At 42.0% G+C, this 22,432-nt stretch carries 22 protein-coding genes, 1 tRNA gene and 1 pseudogene; 17 read left to right on the top strand and 7 right to left on the bottom strand.

Annotation, left to right across the window (positions count from 1 at the left end; translation table 11 throughout):
- The first annotated feature begins 146 nt into the window (after nt 1–146).
- The 9 genes from JCM15092_RS11195 (at nt 147) to JCM15092_RS17105 (ending at nt 9,389) form a co-directional block, all read left to right on the top strand.
- Nucleotides 147–1,637 (top strand): cobyric acid synthase, encoded by a 1,491-nt coding sequence (locus tag JCM15092_RS11195; protein ID WP_024994743.1) that lies wholly within the window; start codon nt 147–149, stop codon nt 1,635–1,637.
- On the top strand, nt 1,630–2,646 hold the full coding sequence (locus tag JCM15092_RS11200; RefSeq protein ID WP_024994744.1) for an aminotransferase class I/II-fold pyridoxal phosphate-dependent enzyme: 1,017 nt from the start codon (nt 1,630–1,632) through the stop codon (nt 2,644–2,646). The genes JCM15092_RS11195 and JCM15092_RS11200 overlap by 8 nt, the downstream gene beginning before the upstream one ends.
- Complete coding sequence (gene cbiB / locus JCM15092_RS11205) at nt 2,628–3,557, top strand: adenosylcobinamide-phosphate synthase CbiB (protein WP_024994745.1); 930 nt, start codon at nt 2,628–2,630, stop codon at nt 3,555–3,557. Before JCM15092_RS11200 ends, cbiB begins: the two co-directional genes overlap by 19 nt.
- Before the next feature lie 31 nt (nt 3,558–3,588).
- Nucleotides 3,589–3,661 (top strand) — tRNA-Gly (locus JCM15092_RS11210).
- Nucleotides 3,662–4,429: 768 nt separating this feature from the next.
- Entirely contained in the window at nt 4,430–5,977 is a 1,548-nt protein-coding gene (locus JCM15092_RS11220; RefSeq protein WP_024994746.1) for a hypothetical protein, read from the top strand.
- 152 nt (nt 5,978–6,129) lie between these two features.
- A complete protein-coding gene (locus JCM15092_RS15885; RefSeq protein ID WP_051532544.1) occupies nt 6,130–6,375 on the top strand; it encodes a helix-turn-helix domain-containing protein in 246 nt (81 codons plus the stop codon).
- Nucleotides 6,376–6,469: 94 nt separating this feature from the next.
- A complete protein-coding gene (locus JCM15092_RS16930; protein ID WP_024994747.1) occupies nt 6,470–6,727 on the top strand; it encodes a helix-turn-helix domain-containing protein in 258 nt (85 codons plus the stop codon).
- Between the two features lie 15 nt (nt 6,728–6,742).
- Nucleotides 6,743–7,960 carry an AAA family ATPase gene (locus tag JCM15092_RS16935; protein WP_024994748.1) on the top strand — a complete coding sequence of 406 codons (1,218 nt, stop codon included), beginning with the start codon at nt 6,743–6,745 and terminating at the stop codon, nt 7,958–7,960.
- Nucleotides 7,961–8,198: 238 nt separating this feature from the next.
- Nucleotides 8,199–9,389, top strand: a complete 1,191-nt coding sequence (locus JCM15092_RS17105) for a DUF6371 domain-containing protein (RefSeq protein WP_148296653.1) — start codon at nt 8,199–8,201, stop codon at nt 9,387–9,389.
- A gap of 134 nt (nt 9,390–9,523) precedes the next feature.
- Here the strand turns inward: JCM15092_RS17105 and JCM15092_RS11260 are convergent, their stop codons facing one another.
- The 5 genes and pseudogenes from JCM15092_RS11260 to JCM15092_RS11280 all read right to left on the bottom strand — a co-directional run bounded on the left by JCM15092_RS11260 (nt 9,524) and on the right by JCM15092_RS11280 (nt 13,968).
- Entirely contained in the window at nt 9,524–10,606 is a 1,083-nt protein-coding gene (locus tag JCM15092_RS11260; RefSeq protein WP_024994752.1) for an HNH endonuclease family protein, read from the bottom strand.
- A pseudogene (locus tag JCM15092_RS15900) lies at nt 10,603–11,609 on the bottom strand (adenine-specific methyltransferase EcoRI family protein). Before JCM15092_RS15900 ends, JCM15092_RS11260 begins: the two are co-directional and overlap by 4 nt.
- Nucleotides 11,610–11,862: 253 nt before the next feature.
- Nucleotides 11,863–12,378, bottom strand: a complete 516-nt coding sequence (locus JCM15092_RS11270) for a TIR domain-containing protein (protein ID WP_024994753.1) — start codon at nt 12,376–12,378, stop codon at nt 11,863–11,865.
- Between the two features lie 3 nt (nt 12,379–12,381).
- Nucleotides 12,382–13,206 (bottom strand): macro domain-containing protein, encoded by an 825-nt coding sequence (locus JCM15092_RS11275; protein ID WP_024994754.1) that lies wholly within the window; start codon nt 13,204–13,206, stop codon nt 12,382–12,384.
- A 552-nt stretch (nt 13,207–13,758) separates the two neighbouring features.
- Entirely contained in the window at nt 13,759–13,968 is a 210-nt protein-coding gene (locus tag JCM15092_RS11280; RefSeq protein WP_024994755.1) for a hypothetical protein, read from the bottom strand.
- A gap of 301 nt (nt 13,969–14,269) precedes the next feature.
- On the opposite strand from JCM15092_RS11280, the gene JCM15092_RS11285 reads away from it, so the two are divergent.
- The 8 genes from JCM15092_RS11285 (at nt 14,270) to JCM15092_RS11320 (ending at nt 21,567) form a co-directional block, all read left to right on the top strand.
- Complete coding sequence (locus JCM15092_RS11285; protein WP_024994756.1) at nt 14,270–14,824, top strand: hypothetical protein; 555 nt, start codon at nt 14,270–14,272, stop codon at nt 14,822–14,824.
- A 1,270-nt stretch (nt 14,825–16,094) separates the two neighbouring features.
- Nucleotides 16,095–16,307, top strand: a complete 213-nt coding sequence (locus JCM15092_RS17110; protein ID WP_148296654.1) for a hypothetical protein — start codon at nt 16,095–16,097, stop codon at nt 16,305–16,307.
- A 526-nt stretch (nt 16,308–16,833) separates the two neighbouring features.
- Entirely contained in the window at nt 16,834–17,268 is a 435-nt protein-coding gene (locus JCM15092_RS11295; protein WP_024994757.1) for a LexA family protein, read from the top strand.
- The gene (locus tag JCM15092_RS11300; RefSeq protein ID WP_024994758.1) at nt 17,268–18,521 is read left to right on the top strand and encodes a Y-family DNA polymerase; all 1,254 of its coding nucleotides are present in this window, start codon (nt 17,268–17,270) and stop codon (nt 18,519–18,521) included. Before JCM15092_RS11295 ends, JCM15092_RS11300 begins: the two co-directional genes overlap by 1 nt.
- Nucleotides 18,522–19,129: 608 nt before the next feature.
- Nucleotides 19,130–19,774 carry a DUF6266 family protein gene (locus tag JCM15092_RS11305; RefSeq protein WP_024994759.1) on the top strand — a complete coding sequence of 215 codons (645 nt, stop codon included), beginning with the start codon at nt 19,130–19,132 and terminating at the stop codon, nt 19,772–19,774.
- A 73-nt stretch (nt 19,775–19,847) separates the two neighbouring features.
- A complete protein-coding gene (locus tag JCM15092_RS11310; RefSeq protein WP_024994760.1) occupies nt 19,848–20,363 on the top strand; it encodes a hypothetical protein in 516 nt (171 codons plus the stop codon).
- A 26-nt stretch (nt 20,364–20,389) separates the two neighbouring features.
- Nucleotides 20,390–20,977, top strand: a complete 588-nt coding sequence (locus JCM15092_RS11315) for a glycoside hydrolase family 19 protein (RefSeq protein ID WP_024994761.1) — start codon at nt 20,390–20,392, stop codon at nt 20,975–20,977.
- Nucleotides 20,974–21,567 (top strand): hypothetical protein, encoded by a 594-nt coding sequence (locus JCM15092_RS11320; RefSeq protein ID WP_024994762.1) that lies wholly within the window; start codon nt 20,974–20,976, stop codon nt 21,565–21,567. Before JCM15092_RS11315 ends, JCM15092_RS11320 begins: the two co-directional genes overlap by 4 nt.
- Before the next feature lie 237 nt (nt 21,568–21,804).
- Here the strand turns inward: JCM15092_RS11320 and JCM15092_RS11325 are convergent, their stop codons facing one another.
- Both JCM15092_RS11325 and JCM15092_RS11330 read right to left on the bottom strand, forming a co-directional pair.
- Complete coding sequence (locus JCM15092_RS11325) at nt 21,805–22,005, bottom strand: helix-turn-helix transcriptional regulator (RefSeq protein WP_024994763.1); 201 nt, start codon at nt 22,003–22,005, stop codon at nt 21,805–21,807.
- Nucleotides 22,005–22,406: a hypothetical protein gene (locus tag JCM15092_RS11330; protein WP_024994764.1), complete on the bottom strand. Its 402-nt coding sequence runs from the start codon at nt 22,404–22,406 to the stop codon at nt 22,005–22,007. The genes JCM15092_RS11325 and JCM15092_RS11330 overlap by 1 nt, the downstream gene beginning before the upstream one ends.
- Between the last annotated feature and the right edge of the window lie 26 nt (nt 22,407–22,432).

Raw genomic sequence — 22,432 nt, forward strand, 5'->3', positions numbered from 1 at the left:
AATATAACTGGATACTCTCAGGGAGACTCAGATATAAAGATGATTAATTCTAAAGGAATGGAGATTTCTGACAATATATTCAGATATAAGAACAGTATTGCATCACTTGCAAATATATATTGGGGTGAAAATGATATTTTAAGTCTATGGAACACGGAAAATTAAAACCTCTCATGTTTGCAGGTACAGGCAGTGATGTAGGAAAAAGTATTATTGTAACTGCGATATGCCGTATCTTAAAACAAGATGGATACTCTCCTGCTCCATTCAAGGCTCAAAATATGTCTTTAAACTCATATGCTACACCAGATTCACTGGAGATAGGTCGTGCACAAGCTGTACAAGCTGAAGCTGCGGAAATAGAATGTTCAACAGATATGAATCCACTGCTTCTAAAACCAAATTCGGATCTCACATCCCAAATTGTACTTAACGGCAGACCTGTCGGCAACAGCAGCGCTAAAGGTTTTTTCAGGCAGGAAGGTAGAGATATACTGAGAAAAGAGATAAACAGCTCATTCGACAGACTGTCATCTAAATATAATCCTATTATAATGGAGGGTGCCGGAAGTATTGCTGAGATGAACCTAATGGATATAGATCTTGTAAACATGCCAATGGCAAGATATGCTGACGCAAATATAATACTTGTGGCCGACATAGATAGAGGTGGAGTATTTGCCAGTATTTATGGTTCCGTGATGCTTCAGAAGCCTGAAGACAGGCGTCGGATTAAAGGTGTAATAATAAATAAGTTCAGAGGAGATATATCACTATTCAACACTGGGAAAGAGATTATAGAGAAGACATCAGGAATAAAAGTATTAGGTATAATACCATATTTAGACGATATTGATATTGATGAAGAAGATTCGGTCTCTTTAGAAAAGAGAAATAAAAAATATACTCAAGGTAAAGTAAATATTGTTGTCGTTTTATTACCACATATGTCCAACTTTACTGACTTTGCCCGTCTGGAACATGATTCAAGGATTAATTTATACTATTCATACTCACCTGAAGAGATTGCTAAAGCAGACATAACGATTATACCCGGCAGTAAGAACACTATTAGTGACTTGAATGAAATCAGAAATAAAGGCATTGACACAGCTATAATTGATAATGCAAAAAAGGGCAAAAGCGTTATAGGAATCTGCGGCGGTTATCAGATTATGGGTATGGAAATTAGTGACCCTCTCTCCATAGAGAGTAACAATGCTTTTGTTAATGGACTTGGGCTTCTTCCTATACGTACCACAATTACTAAGGAGAAAATCACCCAACAGAGAGAGTTCAGTTTCATGGAAGGTGAACAGAGATGTAAGGGCTACGAGATTCATATGGGTAATAGTGAACTCATTGATGATAAAGATTATATGAAAGTAGCTGCTTTTGATGATGGAAGTAGTGATGGAGTTATGATAAACGACAGATGTTTCGGAACATACCTTCATGGCATTCTGGACAATAAAGTGATTGTCGATAAACTCGTCTCACAATACTGTACTCTAGAAAGCAGTGATAGTATGGATTATGATCAGTATAAAGATTATCAATATAACAGGTTAGCTTCACATGTCAGAGAGAACATAGATATGGATTTATTTTATAAAATATTGAACAGCTATGATTGAAGGACATGGAGATGATTGCTACAAATTTAGTAATGAGATAAAGATAAATTTTAGCTCGAATATATATAACCACGCTGAGCAGAGAGAACTATACGACCATCTTAGTCAAAAGTTACCTCTGATACACTCCTATCCACCTCCAATTCCATATGAGTTAGAGAATAAGATTGCCGATGATGCCAATATTGATTCTAAGGAGGTCTCTGTGACAAATGGAGCAACAGAAGCTATATATCTCATTGCACAACTCTTCGCAAATAAGTGCTCAACTATTTTAGAACCGACATTCAGTGAATATGCAGATGCATGTCGTCTGCATATTCATAAGATTGAGTTCATATATAGATTGGATGAGAATGTTAGATTAGGAAATGTATTATGGATATGCAATCCAAACAATCCTACCGGTGAGGTTTTTGATAAAGATCTTTTGATTAGAATAATCAGTAAAAATCCAAAAACTTACTTCGTTATTGATCAGTCATACGAAAACTTTACTCTTAAACCTTTACTTTCAGAAAAAGAAGCTATTGCATTTGATAATCTGATTCTTATACACTCTATGACTAAGCAATTTGCTATTCCGGGATTAAGAGTCGGATATATTTCAGCCAATAGAAACATCGTACATGAATTCACTCTACATAAGATGCCTTGGTCGGTCAATGTGATTGCTATAGAGGCTGCAAAATATCTTATTGAAAATAAAAACCTATACCGAATGGATATAGCATCGATCATGATCGAAAGAGAAAGAGTTCATGATCGTTTAAAAGAGATATACGGAGTTGTTCCATGGAGCTCAGACACAAACTTTATGCTTGTACAGCTACGCAGTGGTAACTCTTCATCTCTAAAGGAGTATCTTGTTAAAGAGCACTCAATGTTGATTAGAGATGCATCAAATTTCCATGGTCTGGATTCGCATTTCTTCAGGATAGCAGTTCAGTCAGCAGAAGAGAATAATCAACTTATTAAGGCTATTGAAGAATGGATGAGCTTATATTGATATTGCCTTTGGTTATAGGTTATATTCTGGATATCGTGTTCGGAGATCCTGTAGGTCTGCCCCATCCTGTCGTATATATGGGAAAGTCAATCTCCTTTTTTGAAAAACGGCTGAATAAAGGAAACAATATAACTATTAAAGGAGCAGTTATATCACTTCTACTTATACTGTTGTCATTTATATTTACAAAGTTTGTTATAGAGTTATCTTACTTAAATATCTACATTGGAATAACAGTATCTTCACTGCTAATCTTCTTCTGTCTTGCAGGAAAAACACTAATCCATGAAGTTAAGATGGTGTTCGATGCCTTAGAAGTATCCCTTGATAGAGGAAGAGAGCAATTATCAAGGATTGTAGGACGAGATACAGCAGACTTATCTGCTGAAGAAGTCAAGAAAGCCGCTCTTGAGACTCTAGCAGAGAATCTTAGTGATGGTGTTATTGCTCCACTATTCTGGTATGCAATTGGCGGTATACCTGCAATGATGGCATATAAGATGATAAATACGCTTGATTCGATGATAGGCTACAAGAATGAGAGATATATAGAATACGGATCTGTTGCTGCAAGAATTGATGATATCGCCAACTATATACCAGCTCGTATAACAGCTATTTTTATGATTCTTGTTGTAGGAAGAGCTAATCTGATTGGATTTGTATTCAGATTTGGTAAAGAACATGCCAGCCCCAACTCAGGATATCCTGAAGCAGCATTGGCAGGCATATTGAATTGTAAGTTTGGTGGTACGCACAACTACTTTGGACAGAGTGTCTATAAACCATATATTGGTTATAATGAGAGAGAGTTGACATACAAGGATATGCTAACTGCAACATCAGTAAACAGAAGAGTAGAAATCGTTACAGTACTCTTAATAATCTTGAAGATATATTTGCTAGGTTAATATAGATGTTATAAATTTGCTAAACAAAAATGCGGTAGTAGCTCAGTTGGTAGAGCATCAGCTTCCCAAGCTGAGGGTCGCGAGTTCGAGTCTCGTTTGCCGCTCCCTCAACATCAAGCACTTATCGGTATTAACCGATAAGTGCTTTTTCTTTGGGGAAAACATAGGGAAAACATATTCATAAAAATAACGATAACCATCTCTTCCTATCGGTAATTATTTTCATTGAATATTAGCTTCTACGATTTCAACATTACTTGTTTTTCATTTTTATATCTTCCCCAACTCTCCCACATTTCTTTCGTCGATCCATCCCTTTCCCCCATTGGTAACATTTAGGAGTATAACTACCTGTACCAACAATGTTACAACCCCTGACTAAAACTCCTCTCCTTTACAAAATCCACAAAACAGACAAAGAACCAATTACATAACAAGCTTCAGCGAACCATTCAACCCATTAAGATACCACCCAGCCATCCTCCCAACCCCATGGAAACCCCAAAAAGTGTTACCAACTCCCCCGGTACCGGTCACACCTTCACTCCCTTATCCCTGACAAAATCAAACACATTTGCTGTTTATTGTTTTTTATGCTTATTTTTGTAGCGATGTCGGTCAAAACGTAAGATATATTTTTCGGTGGTGCACTTTACCGAAATTGAGACATCGGCGTTAGTCTTTTTATCTTGGTGCCCTATCGTTCTCTTGTAGAACACTCGGCACAGCGTGTAAACTGGTAAGCGGTGTAATTGCTACAGCGTTTGTCGGATGAGTGATATTTTTTCACTTTTTGAAAAAATTCCTATTGAAGCATGAGGTCTTTGGATTAGATCAATTGCTGTGCGTATTTAATTCTTAACATTCCTTCCATGAGAGCGAAAGAAAAGCTAGAGTTCAACAAAGCTGAATTCGAATTCTACATGCTTGTCAAAAAATCTATCTACGATCTTTATCCCCTGAGAACAAACAAACGAAAAACAGAAGAGTATTGCGACAATCATCTCTTTGCCGATGCCAGGTGTCGGGAGATCTTCAAAATCAACAACTGCAATCATGAATCGGTCAATTTCCATGAAAACGATGATGAAATAGATCACCTGATCTCCTACAGGGTCCGGAAGGAGATTCAAAACGCCATCTGCGACGACAAAACATTTATCTATGCCTACAACATCATCGAACGGGATCACAATCCCTACAACGATGTTTACAAGAGCAAGAGTCTCCAACTCAAACCCGAAACTCTAACTTCCGCGAGAGAGATCGAGGAGGAGATCTCAAGCTACAAGGAGGACTATCCCAAGAACAATTTGAGCGACTACCTGATCGATGAGGCGAATTTTAAATTCTACAACGAACGTTTCTTGAATCTGATGTTCGATGATGAGGGGTGGCTATTTATCTTCAACAAGGCTTATGAGATCTTCGATCGCATTCGCACATTTGCTGCAAATCCCTCGCAAGCCCATCATATAGCCAACAACATCTATTTTGGCGACAAGCTGATGGAGGATGCAATACTCGACTTTCTACTCCTTCTGATCGATAACTACTCCTACGATCTGACACCGGAGCAGGTGAAGAAGTTCAGGTTGCTGGCATTCTTCATCAGTAAACATCGCGACCCGCAGACGCTGACAATTGAGAAGAAATATCTCGACAGAATTCATTCCCTCAACCTGGCTAAGGTGGACTGGATGAAAGCTACACGCTATTTCAATGTTCACCTCATCTCAAATTGGGTCACCTACTCCGGTCTCTCTTATGATCAGCAGCTGCAAATCCTGAACCTTATCAAAGGGAAATACCTCACCGAGAATCAGCGAAACCCCGATTTCTTCTGTTATGATTTGAGCGATTGCTTCTCTCAACTGCAGCAGCTCTTGACGTCAGATGAACCCCCACCGGGATGCAATGGTTCACCCGCTCCCTCCACAAACACAATAAATCCCAACCCACCACAAAAGCAACTTCCCATGGTACGCATGATTGAACACCTGAACACTTCCTTGGATGAACTGAAAGAACAAAATGACCGACTCACCCGGATCATCACACAACAAAATGAAGAATTGAGAGTTCTTCATGAGAAACATGATGAGGAGACCCGAAACATGATGACGGTTCTCAACGAACATGAAGAGAACTACAATTCAAAAGGGTTTACACTTGCTCAAATGACTCTCGTCTTCTATTACCTTTTCAATGAACTGGGCATCACCTTCGACAATACACCCAAAGTGAAATGGGCCCGTTTCATTCAGAAAGTCACCGGTAAGCATATTCAAAATGTCAAAACAGAACTCGATATCGATTTCGATAGCTCAAAAACCAAAAAGAATCTCAGGATCATGGCCGACCTGTTCCGCGAACTGCTGCCACAAATCACAGGAATAATAGAAAACGATAGCAAATAACATTATTTAACGTGATGGTAGTGACTTTGTTACACTCCTTTTCACACTAACTCCCTTTTTTAGCTTTCTATATTTGCACCACTGTCTCACCGTTGAGGCAGTGGTGCTCTTTTCTATTGGCACGGAAGAACACCCAATTGCCATTTTTTACCATGGATGAAAAGACGATTACCTTCAATGACATCCCTGAGGCAATGAACTACCTCATCACAAAGATGAACGACCTGGAGGAGATGATCAGAACTTCTGCCTTCCAACAACCTGATCAGAATGACTGGTTCAACCTTGAGGAGCTTTGCGATTACCTCCCCGACCGGCCGGCAAAACAGACGGTCTATAGCTGGGTCAACCAAAAGAAGATTCCCTACACAAGAAGGGGAAGAAGCTCCAGTTCCTGAAATGTGAGATCGATGAGTGGCTGCATACCGATGAACTGCAGCAGGAAATTATCGCGAATCCCGTTTTACAAACCAACAAAAAAAGAAGAAGATCATGAAAAAAGAAAAACACTACGCCATTCTTTATGAGTGGGCCGACTGGGTGGATTCTCAGGATGTGATGCAGAAATTCCACATCTCTGTCCGTACGTTGCAGAGCTGGCGGACCAACAAGGTTTTGCCCTACTCTTGCATCCGCGGAAAGATCTACTATCGAAAGTCTGACATTCTTCTCATCCTCCAGAAAAATTACAATGGCACAAGGAAGTCATTGTTACCGGAGTTCAATGATTGCAATGTAGAATTTCGATGATTCAACATCTTTAGCATGAAAGCGAACGCTCTTTCTGCCGATGAAATGAAAAGTCAGTCGGTAGATATCCTGGACGTCGATATCGAACAATTCAGGATCAACAACTTTGTGAAGCTGTTGGGGGATGATCTGAACGACAACCTCCAACAGCTTAAAGCTTCCAAACCTGCCGATCTGCTCGAGGTGAAAACCGCAAACAAGTGGATCGAACAGGCTTCCCGGCGACCTATCCCCCGAATGCTCTTCAGTGAGTTCTGGTTCGAACAGGAGCTCTGCATCCTCTTTGCCGATACCAACGTGGGGAAGACTATCCTGGCGGTACAAATCGCCGACAGCATATCCCGGGGACAATCCATTCCGGGTTTCAAGCTGGAAACAAAAGCGCAGAAAGTGATTTATTGCGATTTTGAGCTCAACGACAAACAATTCCAGAGCCGGTACTCTCGCAACTACGAATATCCTTATCAATTCAGCGATAACTTTCTCAGGGTGGAGATCAACCCGGATGCTGATTTTCCAGAGGATGCCTCTTTTGAGTTTGCCCTCAGCAACGCGATCGAGAGGGTGATTACCGACACCGGTGCCAAGATCGTGATCATCGACAACATCACCTACCTCCGCCACGAGAACGAACGGGCAAAGGATGCGCTGCCGCTGATGAAGCACCTGAAACGTCTCAAAAGCAAGTACAACCTATCCCTACTGGTCTTGGCGCACACACCCAAGCGTGATCTCACAAAGCCGCTCACGCGGAACGACCTTCAGGGGAGTAAGGTGCTGATGAACTTCTGCGACAGCAGCTTCGCGATAGGAGAGAGCTCTTCCGATAGTTCTTTCCGTTACATCAAGATGATCAAGGTCCGCTCAACCGAACACATTTACGACAGCTACAACATCATGGTCTGCCAAATTACAAAGCCGGACAATTTCCTTCACTTCAACTTCTTGCATCTCGACAGTGAGTATAAGCATCTCAAAATGGTGACGGAACGTGACAGGGAGATCCTGGAGGAGGAGGTTCGCGGATGCATTTTGGAAGAACCCTCTATCTCCGCTTACGCAATCGCCAAGCGTCTCTGCCCGGAGGAGAAAAAATTCAGCAGCTTCAAGATCAAAATCCTGCGCATCTATAAGAAGATCATCCAGGACGTCAATCTCTGCGATGAAGTAGATTCCGGTCAACAGGATCCTTTCAAATCCGAAGATTTTGATCGGTTAAATGGAGATGAATAATTCCCTTCGTGTCCCAATCCGTAAAATTTTCCACTATCATGTCCCTGTCAATCCTAACCTCAAGATTCTGATTGGTAACATTGTTGGTAACACTGGTAACACTGGTAACACTGGTAACATCGGTAACCCTCCTATATATATGTTTCTTTGTTACCAATCTATATAACTGTAAGAATATCAGAGTTTAGACTCTATTTTATTGGTAACACCCTGTTACCTTTCACTCTTGAAATTCTGTATGATGTACAAGCCCCCTTATCTCCAGAAGTATGCCGGCAAGTCCACCCGATTCACCTGCCCGGGCTGCAATACTCCCTACAGCTTCACTCGATACCTCGATGGGGAGACCCATCAACCTATCCACCCCACCGTCGGCCGCTGCAACCGCGAAATCAAGTGTGGCTATCACTACACCCCCCGGCAATACTTCACAGATATCAAACGCCAGGAAACCCATGCCCCAACCACAAATCAATTCGACCCCTGGTACCCAGATCTCCATTCTCCCTCAACTCAACATGCCACTACTGGCTCCATGATATCACCCTCAAAATTACCTCAACACGATAAACCTCTGCCCCTGGACTCCAATCACTTTTCTTCACAACCCAAAAGTCACCCTCCCGTTCCTCAACATCAAAAATCTCTGCACCTGCAATCTAATCTCCATACTTCACGTTCCAAAAGCCAAACAACCGTTCCCCTACCTCTATACCAATACCCGGTTCCCGATTCACTCTTTCTTACACCTCAACCCTCCCAACCAAAAACTCCCGACTATATTCCCCTCAAATGCCTGAAACGCTCACTCTCCTACAACTCTAACTTTGTCCGGTTCCTCCGCAAATATTTTTCCGATCTTCAGATTGCCGAGGCAGCCAACAACTACCTGCTGGGTGCCACGACAAATAAGGAAGTGATATTCTGGCAGGTCGATATCCATGGAAAAGTTAGGACCGGGAAGATCATGAAGTACAATCCAACCACCGGTCGGCGCATCAAAACCGGATATGGTGGCATCAACTGGGTCCACCACAAGCTGAAGAAATCCAACCCTTCATTCTCCGACTTTAACCTCTCACAGTGCTATTTTGGTGAGCACCTCCTCCGTCTCTATCCCGACAAGCCGGTAGCTATCGTTGAGGCTGAAAAAACCGCGGTGATCGCAAGCATTATCTACCAGGATTATAATTGGCTTGCAGCCGGAAACCTCAACGGCCTCAACGTCGAAAAATCAAGAGTGCTCCGCAACAAAACCGTCATCCTCTATCCCGACGCCGGTTGTTACAACCGGTGGCTCCGGAAAGCAGAACAGATCAACCGCGAGCACACCCACCACCTCACCGTCTCCGCCTTCCTGGAGCATTTCGCAACCCCCCAGCAAACCCACCACGGCTACGACCTTGCCGACTACATCATTAAACAATAACGGATGGCGGTATGGTTAGTTGCCGATTCCGAAGCACTTTCCTATCAAGTTACAACTACTTTTGATACGAGCTGTGCTGCTCGAATACCCACTGCACCGGCAATTAACTATACCGCGTGTTAGCCGTTCGGTGTTTATTTTCCTGATTTTCTTCTGTTGTCGTCTTTGCATAACATTTGACAATTATCAGCACTTGTTTGTCCACCTAAATGCCAAGGTGTAATGTGGTCTGCTTCCATTTCTTCAATTTTATATTCTTCGGTGCATACTGGGCAAATTCCTTTTTGTCTTTCGTATGCTTCACGTTTTTGGTTGTCTGTAAATGCCCGAATATTTAAAAATCTTTCTTTGCGTGTCAAAACGTACTCATAAATTCCTTTTTTATTAGTAACGTCTTCGTCTTGCATTAGTTTGGTGATTTCTTCTTCAAGTTTCTTGTGGTCAAATTTTTTGTCCTTAAACTCGTTGTATAAAAATCCCCATTGTATTCCTTTCATTTCTTTACGATACTTTGGGAAAACTACTTTAACCCAATTTATCACGCTTTGAAAATACAACCATAAATCATTAGCATTTGGCTCGTGTTGTTGTTTTGCCATATAATGCTCAATGTCGTCATTGCTTATCCATTTAATTGTTGTTTCTAAATAGTCTTGTCTGATTGGGGTTCCGTTCAAGTAGTCGCCACCTAAACCGTATGCTGCACAACCATTTTTACTAAAATATCTTTTTGCATCTGAAACCCACGAACCAGAATAAACTGCATTTCTCAATTCTTGGTCGGTAAGTTTCTCTCCTGCAATATTGATTGTTTTGAACCACTCCAATTTTTCGCTGTCTAATCCACTACACAGATAAACCATTAATTTGTAGTTCAAAATTTGCTCTTGCTCGTCTTTTTGTAGGTTATGGAAGTATCTGCTTTTAAAGGCAAAATCGCCTTCAACAAACTGACTTATTGAAATTGTCCGTTGCTGACCGTCAATTACTTCAAAGTTACCATCTTCACGAACTGCCCAATACATTACGTTTAAAGGATAATCTTTTGTAATCGTATCTATTACGGCTTCACGCTGTTTGTCTTTGTAAATGAATTCACGTTGGTAAGGTGGGCGAATATCCAATTTGCCACCGTAACCAATAACCCCATTTTCTTGGTTGTCTTCGTAACCATTAGTAAGGTCACGGACTGTTATTTCTTTAAGTTCAATTTTCATTTTTGCACTTTCTTATTTCTGATAAAAATCCTTTTGTAAACTCTGTTTTGATTTATTAAAGGTTGAGCAACTTTACTTGTTTCGTCCCAAAGACCGTTTGAAAATCCTTTTCCTTCACTTTCTGTTGCGCCAAGTATTTCAAATTGGTCTGGATTGTATTTGTCCATAAAGGTTATTGGCACTCCCATTACTCCGTCATAGTCCATAGGAATATCTTTTGTTTTAGATACTTCAATAGCATCATAATTGTCGTATTTTGGATATTCTTCTTTTGTGTAATTTTTGTAAAGAATTAAGTCTTCGTGTCGTTTATTGATTTCAAGATTGGTGAACCAATGAACACCTGAAACTCTTATCATTCCTTCTTTACGGTCTGTTGCTGTTGCGTAATCTTCGTAATGTTCGTTTATAAAATGTCCTGCACCACCTTTAAAACCGTAACCCAACCAAAGTTTGTTGTCTTTGATTAATGGAAATATCTCTTTGTATGTAATTGCATTTTGGTGTCCAACTACAACAAATTTTTATCATTTTCAATAAGTTGAGCAACGTATTCACGAAAAAGTGAAAAAGGCGGATTTGTTACAACAATGTCGGCTTGTTTCAGCAGTTCAATACATTCTTTGCTTCTAAAATCTCCGTCTCCTTTGAGTTTTTTCATTCCGATTTCGTTTGGGTCTGGAATATTATTGCCGTTCTTGTCTCCAGTATATTCCAAATAAATTGCTTGTTCAGCATCGTTTTGACTAAACAAGTCCATATTTTGGTTTTTATAACAAGTAGCAACGAGTTTTTTAAGTCCAAGTTTTTCAAAATTATATGAGAAGTAATGAAAGAAATTGCTTACTCTTGGGTCATCACAATTGCAGTAAACAACTTTATCTTTAAAGTGCTTTTTGTAATACTTTAACTCTCTTTCAATGTCGGAAAGCTGTGTATAAAACTCGTCCTTTTTATTGATCTTCGCTTGATTTAGATTTTTATTCTGTGCTTTCTCTGTCATTCTTTTAAGTCTATTTTTTAAGTCTATTTTTTAAGTCGTAAATTTACATTTTATATGTCAGTTTTAAATGTAGCACGGTCTTTTTACACTGACGGCTAACGTTTGGCGCTATGTAAGAGTTGCCGAATTTCGTGGTTCGCGTTCTGTCCGCTAGGACAAGGATGCAAGCGAGAAATTCGCAACCAAGTTACTCAAAACTAGGCAATTTTACATAGCGTTTGTTAGGCAAAGTTGTTTATCCTCTAAAATCATTCTATTCATCAAGTGCATTTTTCACTGTTTGATAATCCCAGTAATAAGTTCCGTTTTCATAATAACACATGGCTTTGTGTGTACCAACATTCTTTATTATTTCTGGGCATTTCGCTTTATTAACAGAAGCTGCATTATATAATACTACAATCTTTAAACCATCTCGTATAGCTTTTTCACACTCATACTCAATATAGCTTCGATAATCAACACGCATACCACGTGCACAAATTTTGGTATAGCTATTATAGCTTGCACAGTATTGACAGCTACCATTCCTCGCTGTCTTTGTATTTGAGCCAACAATTAGAACAAAAGTCTTGGAAGAATCAAGTCTTGTAGCAAGTGAAGATTTGATGCTACATTTTAAACTACTATCTCTTGCTTGAGTCAAATCGTGTGCATCTGTAAATGTTAAACTCCAATATTTACTTTTTTTCCATTTATGAAGTTGTTCAATTGCATCTTTGTCACCGTCCCATTCAGCTGCAAGGTAAGTTTTTGTCCTGTATGCCATGTTTTAGTACTTTTTAAGGTTATAAAAATTGATTTTGTCTTTTTTCGATTCATGTATGATTATTGACACCTTTGAAGGATAAGTAAATTTAATTCTACTTACTTTAAACGACCAAATTAATAGTTCAAGTAATTCCTGTTCTGTTACGGCATCAAATCCCTTAAAACGAGTTATTCCAGAACCTAAAAGTGGAATTGAAATGGAACGCCCAGCATAAATTATGTCAATTTCATTCCAAAAATTTATAAGAAAACTTATATAGTCATTCATATATAGATATGCCCGATTTTCATTATCAAATTTCGAAAAAGCTGTCAGAACGTATTCATCCCACAGAAAAACAGTTCCAAGGCTATATCTCCTTTTTTTGCCATGAAGTCTATTATTGTTTACATCTATAACTTTATCGTTTAAATGAGTATCTTCTTTTATCAGATTATCAAATTCAGCAATATCACTTATTTTTGACCTTAGGAATTTACCATTAAGCGTATTCTCTGATATTAACCTATTATCCACTTGTGTGTCAAGATATTCATTAAATGCTATAACTTTAAGTCCATCTTCTTCAAATATGTCACCTGTTTTAATAATCATTGTTGAATTATTGATTGTCAGCGTTGTTTTATCCTGATTATTTGCATTTATCCACATGATTAAATAAATAATCAATAGCAATAACACTAATGCAATCCCGACATATATCTTTAGACAATCTGGTATAGTTATTACAATAAGGGCAAATGAACAGAGCAGTCCTACAACCGATAATACCTCTAAATAATTTTTAAAGAGTTTTCTATCAAATGGTTTTACTTTAAATTTCATTTTTAATCATTTTTGAGTTGTTTCATCAAGTTTGCAGATTGATTTCATACAATTTTGCCTAACGGACGGAGGATTTGCGAGGTTGCGGGGGGGGGGATATCCACTATCCCTTGTAATCTCGCAAATCCTGTGTTCTACGATGTCGCCGTTAGGCGAGGAGTAGAATGCAGGATGTAATCCTCCGTCCGTTCTCCCGACGAGCCGAAGGCGATGTCGGGAGAACATCTGTGTATACGCCATACTATTGCATATACATTTCATATATGCTACCTTTTTGTTTTTATAATATTCATATTATAAGTGCTTTATGAAAATTGTCTGTATTTTATGCAATTGCGCATACAGTAATTTTCATTGAACGGATTCTTCATGGGATGTGCCCTTTCTTCAATATTTACCTAGGTGAGAATGACCACTGCTCGTTTAGTTCTCAACGGGATTTCAATGATATGAGTTAACTTTCCACCATTTCTAACTATTGGCAATTGATTCAAGCAACGAATTTACGAAAACATTTCTGCTTTACCTATCAATTCTTTTATCCAATTTGTGCTATTTCTCTCGATTTTCCTTTGAAGTTTCTTTCATCGCCTGGAAGAACAAGTCTGTCCTCCTATCATGACTAATCGTTCCTTCTTCCAGATCCATCAACTCAATGGCTCTCTGATACGCTTCATCGCTTACTCCTACGTGAAATCGCAATTGATCTTCTCCCTCACCACTTTCCAGTACGACATGGTGTGAATTTTTCTCTTCTTGCATCAATTCTGATTTATTTCCAGGTTATCATTCTCAGTAAACAAATATAGACAAAGAACAATTAAAAATTTGACAACCTTTGTCATTAGGAAAATAAACCTCTGATAAAACCATCAGTTCTTTTCATTTCTCATTCACGCAAATCAGTTTTTTGTCAATATAATCCTTCTCATCCTCAATATTTTCTTTTATTTTTGCATTGTTACATCGTTGTATTATTGATCTCTTGTCTTTGGCTCCTTTGCCAATTTTGAATTCAATGCTTTTGAAGGATAATTGCGAATGCTGAAAATGTCCTTTTGCTATGGATTATGTTTGCCTGGATACCTCCATTGAACAACTATCTGAGATTGAGGGTTTGAGTAATAGGGCATTTAATATTTGCAAATACAACAACCTCAACAATCTCTTCCAAATACTGGATTACTATAATTCACATGGCCACTTTCATGACATTAGAAATTGTGGTTTACAGACCAATAATGAACTAGTGCAAATTTCAAAAAAGTATAGATCTCTCCACCATTCAAATAATGTAGTACACATTGAACTACCAGACTTGGAACCCGATTCACCTCTTGTAGAACTGCCTATTCCTGAAAAATATACTCATTTGCAAAAGATGATCTTTTCTAACTTCATCAACATTAAAATTAGTTTACTCTCTGTACATCTAAAAAATGTACTTAGAAAGTATCTTTGCGATGATTATTCTTTCGATACATTTGAAAATTTGATTCTCTTAAATCCAGAAGATAAATTGAGAAATATCAATGGGCTAGGAGATAAGTCATTTGTTGAATTGAAAAAACTCATTGACAGTGTAAATGAATACATCGATACGATCACACACAGATAATCTTACAAATTCTTTTTTCTTCATGGCTGATATAGTTGCAAAGTTAAAGCACCTGGCACATGATACTTATGGCCCCCCCCGGCAAAAACAGCTTTCCCAATAAAAGCCGTTCTCGATATTCCAAGACAACCAAGCAATTCAATTCCCGATCACCAAAATTTCCCCGGCTGTTTTTGCCTTACCGGTAGTGAAATCCATCTACCAACTTATGTTCCTTGCAACATCCCCCTTCACACCACATCTCAGCCATACCCCAACCTTCAACCTGCTCCCACCGATAGCCCGATCTTCATCCGCACCCACAACTCCCAACGTGCTCCCCTTTTCCATCTGAAGCCGGTTTTTCTCCGCCCCTTCTCTCTCACCGCCCCACAAAGTCCAACCGGAACAGGAAATAAGGTGTTCGTCAATCGCTCGCTTGGTTCACAAAACATGCCTGCAAGGGCAAGCAAGTGGCTTGGAAAAAATCTCCACCTTTTGGAGATTCGCCTCCGGCTCCTCTCTTTCAAAAGGTAGTATTTTTTTCGCCACCCTTGCAGGCACCGCATCCACACTTAGCTCTTGCGCTCCCGCTCACTCCGCTCCCGTTCCCCCTATCTGCTATGTGATGGGCTTCAACCACCCAACAGCATTCCCGGTCACTGTAAAATAAAGTCGCTTCGTTTGGTGCTCATCGCTGCGTGGCTGCTTCTTTTGTTACACAACGCTCGCTCAATCCTCACGCGTGGCTACTCTTGCCCCCTTAAACCCCAATAAGGTATTCGCTTCGCTCATACATTTGTTCAAGGGGGCAACCGCCACTCAGTGTTTCTGCTCGCCTGCGGGTCGCTCAGGCTAATCGGGGTGTCACACTTTTTGTAAATATACCGTCCCCCCACATCACTGTTGTCCTTTTCTAATCCCATCGCTTTGCCATGTCCATTCCGCTCGCTCCCTCTCCGCCCGACCCTCATGCTTCGGGCCGGACCGGATCCTCCGCTCGCTCCATTCACATCGCATCGCTCTCCCGGTTTTGCACCCCCGCGTTAATGCAGTGCTCGCTACAGCTCTCTCTGTCGGCAGCCGACCCTCATGCTTCGGGTCGATCTCCCTCCCCCGTTCGCTCCGCTTGCACCGCAACGCTCCCCGCGATTACCACCACCGCTATTGCCGTGTCTGTTCCGTTCTCTCCGTCGATTACCGGCCCTCATGCTTCGGGTCGGATAATCGCCTGCGTTCTCTGCACAAACACCGCATCGCTCTGTTAGCGTTCATTCCGCAAATCTGGTGTATGTCTCACTCATGCTTCGTTTCAACAATCACCTGGTTTGCTCCATTCACTCCCGATACCCTTTCTGTGTTCATTCCTCGCTCTCTCAGTCGTTATGCTCGCTCATGCTTCGCTCAACAACTCTTTCGTTCGCTCAATTCACACAGCACAGCTGTTCAATGGCAAATGCTTCGTTCCGTTCGTCAGGTAAAATTTGCGGTTGCCAAATCATGATACCTCTGCCGCTTACCTTCCTCACCCACTTCGCAATTGCCAAAAGCGGATCCCCTCGCACAAAAAAGTCCGCCACCCCGGCTGTCATCAGCAGGCGTCACCAGCGCTCATGGCTTCGCGCTCCCTCATGCCACCGCCTTCGCTCCACTCGCGTCGCTCGCGCCTCGTCACTCCGCAAGCAAAAACAGGTCGCTACGCTCCCCCGTTTTTCCATTGCTCCGTTCCAGCTCAAGGCTGCATTTCCTGTTCGACCCAGTCCAATCACATCCTGAAAACATTTTTCCATATTTAATTACCGTGCTCAGTGAAACCTTAGAACACACGTCGCTCCGCGACGTGTGTTTTCTTTTTTCGATCCAATCCCGTTTGTTTGTTCCTTGTTCTTCCAAATCCAACTTGCAGCATTTGATACAGAATAATTTGTAGAAATTGGCAGGAAAAACTGATCAGTTTTTCCGCCAATTCAATAATCATTTTTAATGAAAATCTTTCATCTCGTCCAGTGGAAAAACCCTACATTTGCTCCATGCAAAAGGAACTCAACACCCAGAAAATAGAACTCATTCATCCTGAAAGCTCTGAGCAAAAATATCCCTACATCGGGGATATCCAGGCTGGGTTTCCCTCTCCGGCCGAAGATTTCTTCCACGATTACATCAGCCTCGACGAGCTGCTGATCGATCAAAAGGAGACCACCTTTTTTGCCCGAGTGACCGGCAGTTCCATGAGCAACGATTTCAACGATGGTGATTTGCTCATCATCGACAAGAGCCTGGAGTGGGAGGAAAACAAAATTGCCCTTTGCTTCATCAATGGTGAGTTCACCTTGAAACGGATCAAAGTGAAAGAGAATAAGTGCTTCCTGGTACCCTCGAATCAGGATTTTCCCCTCATCGAGGTTAACTATGATCAGGGGGTGATGATCTGGGGCATTGTCAAATATTCAATTCGCAAACACTGATGTACGCGCTGGTCGACTGCAATAACTTCTACGCCTCCTGCGAAAGGGTTTTCAACCCTTCGCTGAACGGCAAACCTATCGTTGTTCTCTCGAACAACGACGGTTGTGTGATTGCCCGATCCAACGAAGCCAAAAGCCTGGGAATCCCGATGGGTGCACCGGCTTTCGAACATGAATCGGTTTTCCGTCGGAACAGTGTCAAAGTCTTCTCCGCTAACTTCCCGCTCTACGGTGACATGAGCCGCAGGGTGATGAGCCTGCTTTCCAATTTCTCACCCGATCAGGAGATTTATTCCATCGACGAGTGCTTCCTGAATCTCGATGGCCTCAATGTGGACCTGCAACAGTATGGCCTGCAGATGAAGTCTCGTGTCGAAAAGGGTACCGGTATCCCGATCAGCATTGGAATCGCACCCACCAAAGCTCTCTCCAAACTGGCCAACCGTATCTCGAAGAAGTTTCCCAAGGAGACCGGTGGCAGCTACGTGATCGACAGCGAAGAGAAAAGGATTAAAGCCCTCAAATGGTTGAAGGTGGAGGATATCTGGGGTGTGGGCAGAAGGAATGCGAAGAAGCTTTATGCCATCGGTGCCAACAAGGCCATCGACTTTGTGCAGCTCCCCGAATCTTGGGTGCTGAAGAACATGACAATCGTCGGTTTAAATCTTCAAAAGGATCTGAAAGGGATCCCCACGCTCGAGATGGTACCGGTGGAAAAGAAGAAGAGCATCGCTACCACCCGCACCTTCGAGACGGATCTCCGTTCCTTCGATGAGGTGCGGGAGCGCATCACCACTTTCACGGCCATGGGTGCCGAGAAGTTGAGGCAACAGCGATCGCTCTGCAAAAGGATGATCGTTTTCCTGGAAACCAACCGGTTCAAAGAGCACGAAACACAGTACTACCCGTCCATACAGATCAAACTTCCCTTCCCGACCAACTCCACGCTCGAGCTGGTGAAGTTCGCCAACATCGCTTTGAAACAGATCTACAAGCCGTATCTCTATTTCAAGCGGGGTGGGGTATGGTTCACTGATTTTGTAGATGCCAACGAGTTCCAACCCTCGCTCTTCTTCAACTCCGATCCCAAACACAAGAAACTGATGGAGGCCATCGACGGCCTAAATCACAAGTACCACAAGGAAGTGGTCCGCATCGCTACCCAGGATCCCCGCAAACACAAGATGCGCCAGGAACACCTCTCCAAACACTTCACTACTGACATCAACGAAATTCTCACTGTCGGATTTTAGTTCCTCCAACCCCATAAATGAACCCCCGCAAAGATACGGTGGCTTCCGCTGTAATCTTACAAGGTCAAGCCCTCCGGGTTTCCGATGAAATCTCCAATTCCGCCTCCGCTCCGCTTCTTCGGAAATCGTATTTCACCGGAAAACCTTGCCGATTACAAAGCCACCCTTTGCTGATCGCTATGGTTTCATTTATTCCTTCGATCTATTTCTGTTCGCGCTAATTCTAATTATCGACGATTAATTAGAATTAAAAGATTCTAATCCTAAATTTTTCACTTCCATTGAAGTTCCATTTTTTTCGCTCCAAATTATTAGAGTATCGTTAGAGTATTGTTAGATTTTACCCTTTCTTTCCCCTGCAATCCAATGCTTTTACAAGCATAAAAGCGTAATCCTCACCGGTTTAATTGTGCCTTGATTTCCCGTAGTAATTTTATTTCCGGAGATGGCCTGATAGGTATCTGCCCTGGAGCCTGGTTGATTCCGGCCGGCATCAGTTTACGATTCCGTAAACCCTAAATTTCTGAATCACCATACTACCAAGTCCGTACCAAGTCCGTACCATCTCTTAGTAAACCATATGTTTAACGTTTTAAATTTTATCTATCATGGGTACAATTAGACAAGGTATTTTAGGCGGGTTCTCCGGTAAGGTGGGGAACGTGGTCGGCGCTTCCTGGCGGGGCATCGATTACATCAGAAGCATGCCTGCCAGCGTGCACAATCCGCGGACCGAGGCACAAGTCTCGCAACGGAACAAATTCTCGCTCGTAGGCAAGATGTTGAAGACGATTGTCCCGATTATCCGGTTGGGTTTCGCAGGCAGCGTCGGTACGGGCAAGAGTGCCTTCAGCGTGGCGATGTCCTACAACGTCAAAAACGCGGTGATCGGCCTCTTCCCCGACTTCGAGATCGACTTCGATGCGGTGAAGATCTCCTCGGGTGAGCTCTACGGTGCCGGCAACGCTGAGGCATCCAGTGCCGCTGGAAGCATCTCCTTCGTGTGGGATACCGACCTGCTGAACAACGCGGCCGCGACCGACAAGGTGATCCTGTTGGCTTTCAACGCGGTCACCGGCGAGGCGTCCTACGACATGAATGCGGCTACCAGGGCTGACGGCAGTGGTTCGCTGGCTGTGCCTCCTGCATGGGATGGCGGTCAGGTAGATACTTACCTGGCGCTCACTTCGGCGGATGGCAAGATTGTCTCTAACTCAGTCTACACCGGCCGGATTACGGTGTCGATGACTTGATCTTTGTTCGGAGCCGCCCTGCCATGGGCGGCTCCGTTTTTCCCTCTACGATCTTCTTGATCAGGTGATTCTAATGGATAAGGTGATGAGTATGTTGATTGATATTCTCCCGGTGAACGGCGAATGGCTTTTCACGCTGAGCTCTTTCCTGGGTGGTGGTGCCCTGGGTGGATGGATCTCTGCTGTGGTGAACCGTAAGGAAAACAAACGGATCAAACAGAGCGAGGCTTTCCAGTCGGAGGCTTCCGCCAAACGGGAGGATGCACTTGCGGCGACGGAGATGATGGGTCTCCTGGAACGCACCGTGGCCCACATGGAGAAGATGAACTCTTACAACAAATCCAACTCCGAAGAACTGCTGAGACTCCTGAGGGAGAAGGAGGGCATCAACGAGAAGCTGAAGAAGGATCTGGCCTTGCTTCAATTGCAAATCACCGAAGATCACCGACGGATCACCGGTCTCGAGAAAACGGTAGAGCGGGAGATCCGCTGGCGCAAGGATGGGGACGATCACTACTGCTTGGTAGAAGATTGTCCAAACCGTTTACCACCTCGTGGTACTTTCAAACGGGTTGAGGAACAACAATAATCCCACAATTTCAATTCCCAAATATCATGAACCGGCAACTTTTCTTTCAGGAAATCAATCGTTTGCTCTTCCACGGGAAGCTCAATGACCGCCAGCGGGAGGGGATCCTCCACAAGCTGGCAGCATTCGACAAGTTCGAGGTGACCGTCGACCAGTGGATTGCTTACATGCTGGCCACTTCTTATCATGAGACCGCGCATACCATGCAACCCATTGAGGAGTGGGGGAAAGGTGCTGGTAAATCTTACGGTAAGAAGATCAAACAAAATGGCCAGCCTTACACCTGGCCGGACAAGATCTACTACGGCCGTGGGGATGTGCAGCTCACCTGGTATGAGAATTACGAACGAATGGGTGATCTGATGGGCCTCCCGCTCCTGGAACAACCCGAGCTTGCACTGGATCCCGAGATCTCCGCCCAGATCCTGGTGGAGGGGATGGTCCTGGGTAAATCGAACCGGGGCGACTTCACCGGGTACTCGCTCGAGAACTTTTTCAACCCCCAGCGCGATGATCCTTTCGGTGCCCGCAGGATCATCAACGGCCTCGACAGCGCCCACACCATTGCCGGCTATCATTACAAATTCCTGGAAGCAATCCGTAAAGCATCATGATGAACGAACACAAACTTACAGCTTCACAACTCACAATTGTTGTACCAAATGCTACACCAATTTTTGTACCAGTGGTTGTACCAGTGATTGCACCAGTGGTTGCACCAAATAGAACAGCACCGGTTGTCCTGTTGCTCTTAGCAACCCTACTCTTCCTGGTGGGCTGCAAACCCAAACAAATCATCACTGAAAAGGTGGTGACAAAGATCGACAGTACAGCTGTGATCTCTTTAAAGAATGAGCTTCATGCAAAGGAGATCCAGGTAGAAAACCTCAAAACCGATTTTAAGCGCCTCAGCGATGAGAATGCCCGGTTGATGAGTGAATCTTCAAGCCACACCATAAACTACGACACCGCGGCTCCGGTCGACCCACACACGGGTAAATATCCCATTGCAAGTGAAACGATCACCCAAACCAAAAGTCAAATCGATAAAACGATCAAAGAATTTGAGATCCTGGAACAGGAGTACAACAATGAGATTTATAAACTAACCAGGGAAAACCAAAACCTTGAATTCACCCTTGAAGCATTGAAAGTAGAAAACCGCACTTTAAAAAGAAAAAATCACCCCAACAACCGGATTTAATTTCAAACTTTTCTTTGCAGGTATGATCTTCGGTATTGTACTTATACTTATTTCAATTGCTTTTAAAAACAAAATTTTATCCCTCAAAATACCGAGCAATTTATAACGGTTAGTATATGCAAAGTAGGCGATTGCGGGCTTCAAACTTTTCAAACCGCTACAATTTTAAAGCGGGCTACAACCCTTGAATTTAGTACTATTTCGCCTATTTTGTATATACATTGTTATGCCCTGGCTTTAATCTTCTTCTTCTAACTCAAATATTTCATTTACGCTTTTATCAAATACTTTTGATATTTTCAACGCAAGAACTGTTGATGGTATATATCGATTCTTTTCAATAGAATTAATAGTTTGTCTCGAAACTCCTATTTCTATTGCTAATGATTCTTGAGTCATATTTTTAATAGCTCTTTCTATTTTTATAGTATTCTTCACTACCGTTTCTTTAACATAGAATAAAAAAACATGAAATAAAACAGAAACATCGTAATTAATACTTCTGTTACTCCTTTGTCTGAAAGAAAACCATCCTTAAAAAGTAAACTTACAAATGGTTCTACAATTACATATGCAACTCCGAAAACAAATGAACTTGCAAATGCTTTTAATCTTATTCGTGATGTTAACTCATCTTCTATTTTATTCTTTGTCAAAGCGAGTAGAAGTAATGAGACTAAAATTCCAGTCTTTGAAATTATCTTTACGATATCTTTGTCAACTGTAATTACTTTTGAAATTGTCAAAACAATGAATAAAACACTAAGTGTAATTATTCCAAAAGCAACCTTTTTATAATGGACCGGCAGTAAACGCAAGTCTTGATGATTTTTATGCATATTAGTTAATTTAAAATGTAAAGTAT

It is taken from the genome of Phocaeicola paurosaccharolyticus JCM 15092 (genome assembly GCF_000613805.1).
GTDB classification, from domain to species: Bacteria; Bacteroidota; Bacteroidia; order Bacteroidales; family Bacteroidaceae; genus Phocaeicola; species Phocaeicola paurosaccharolyticus.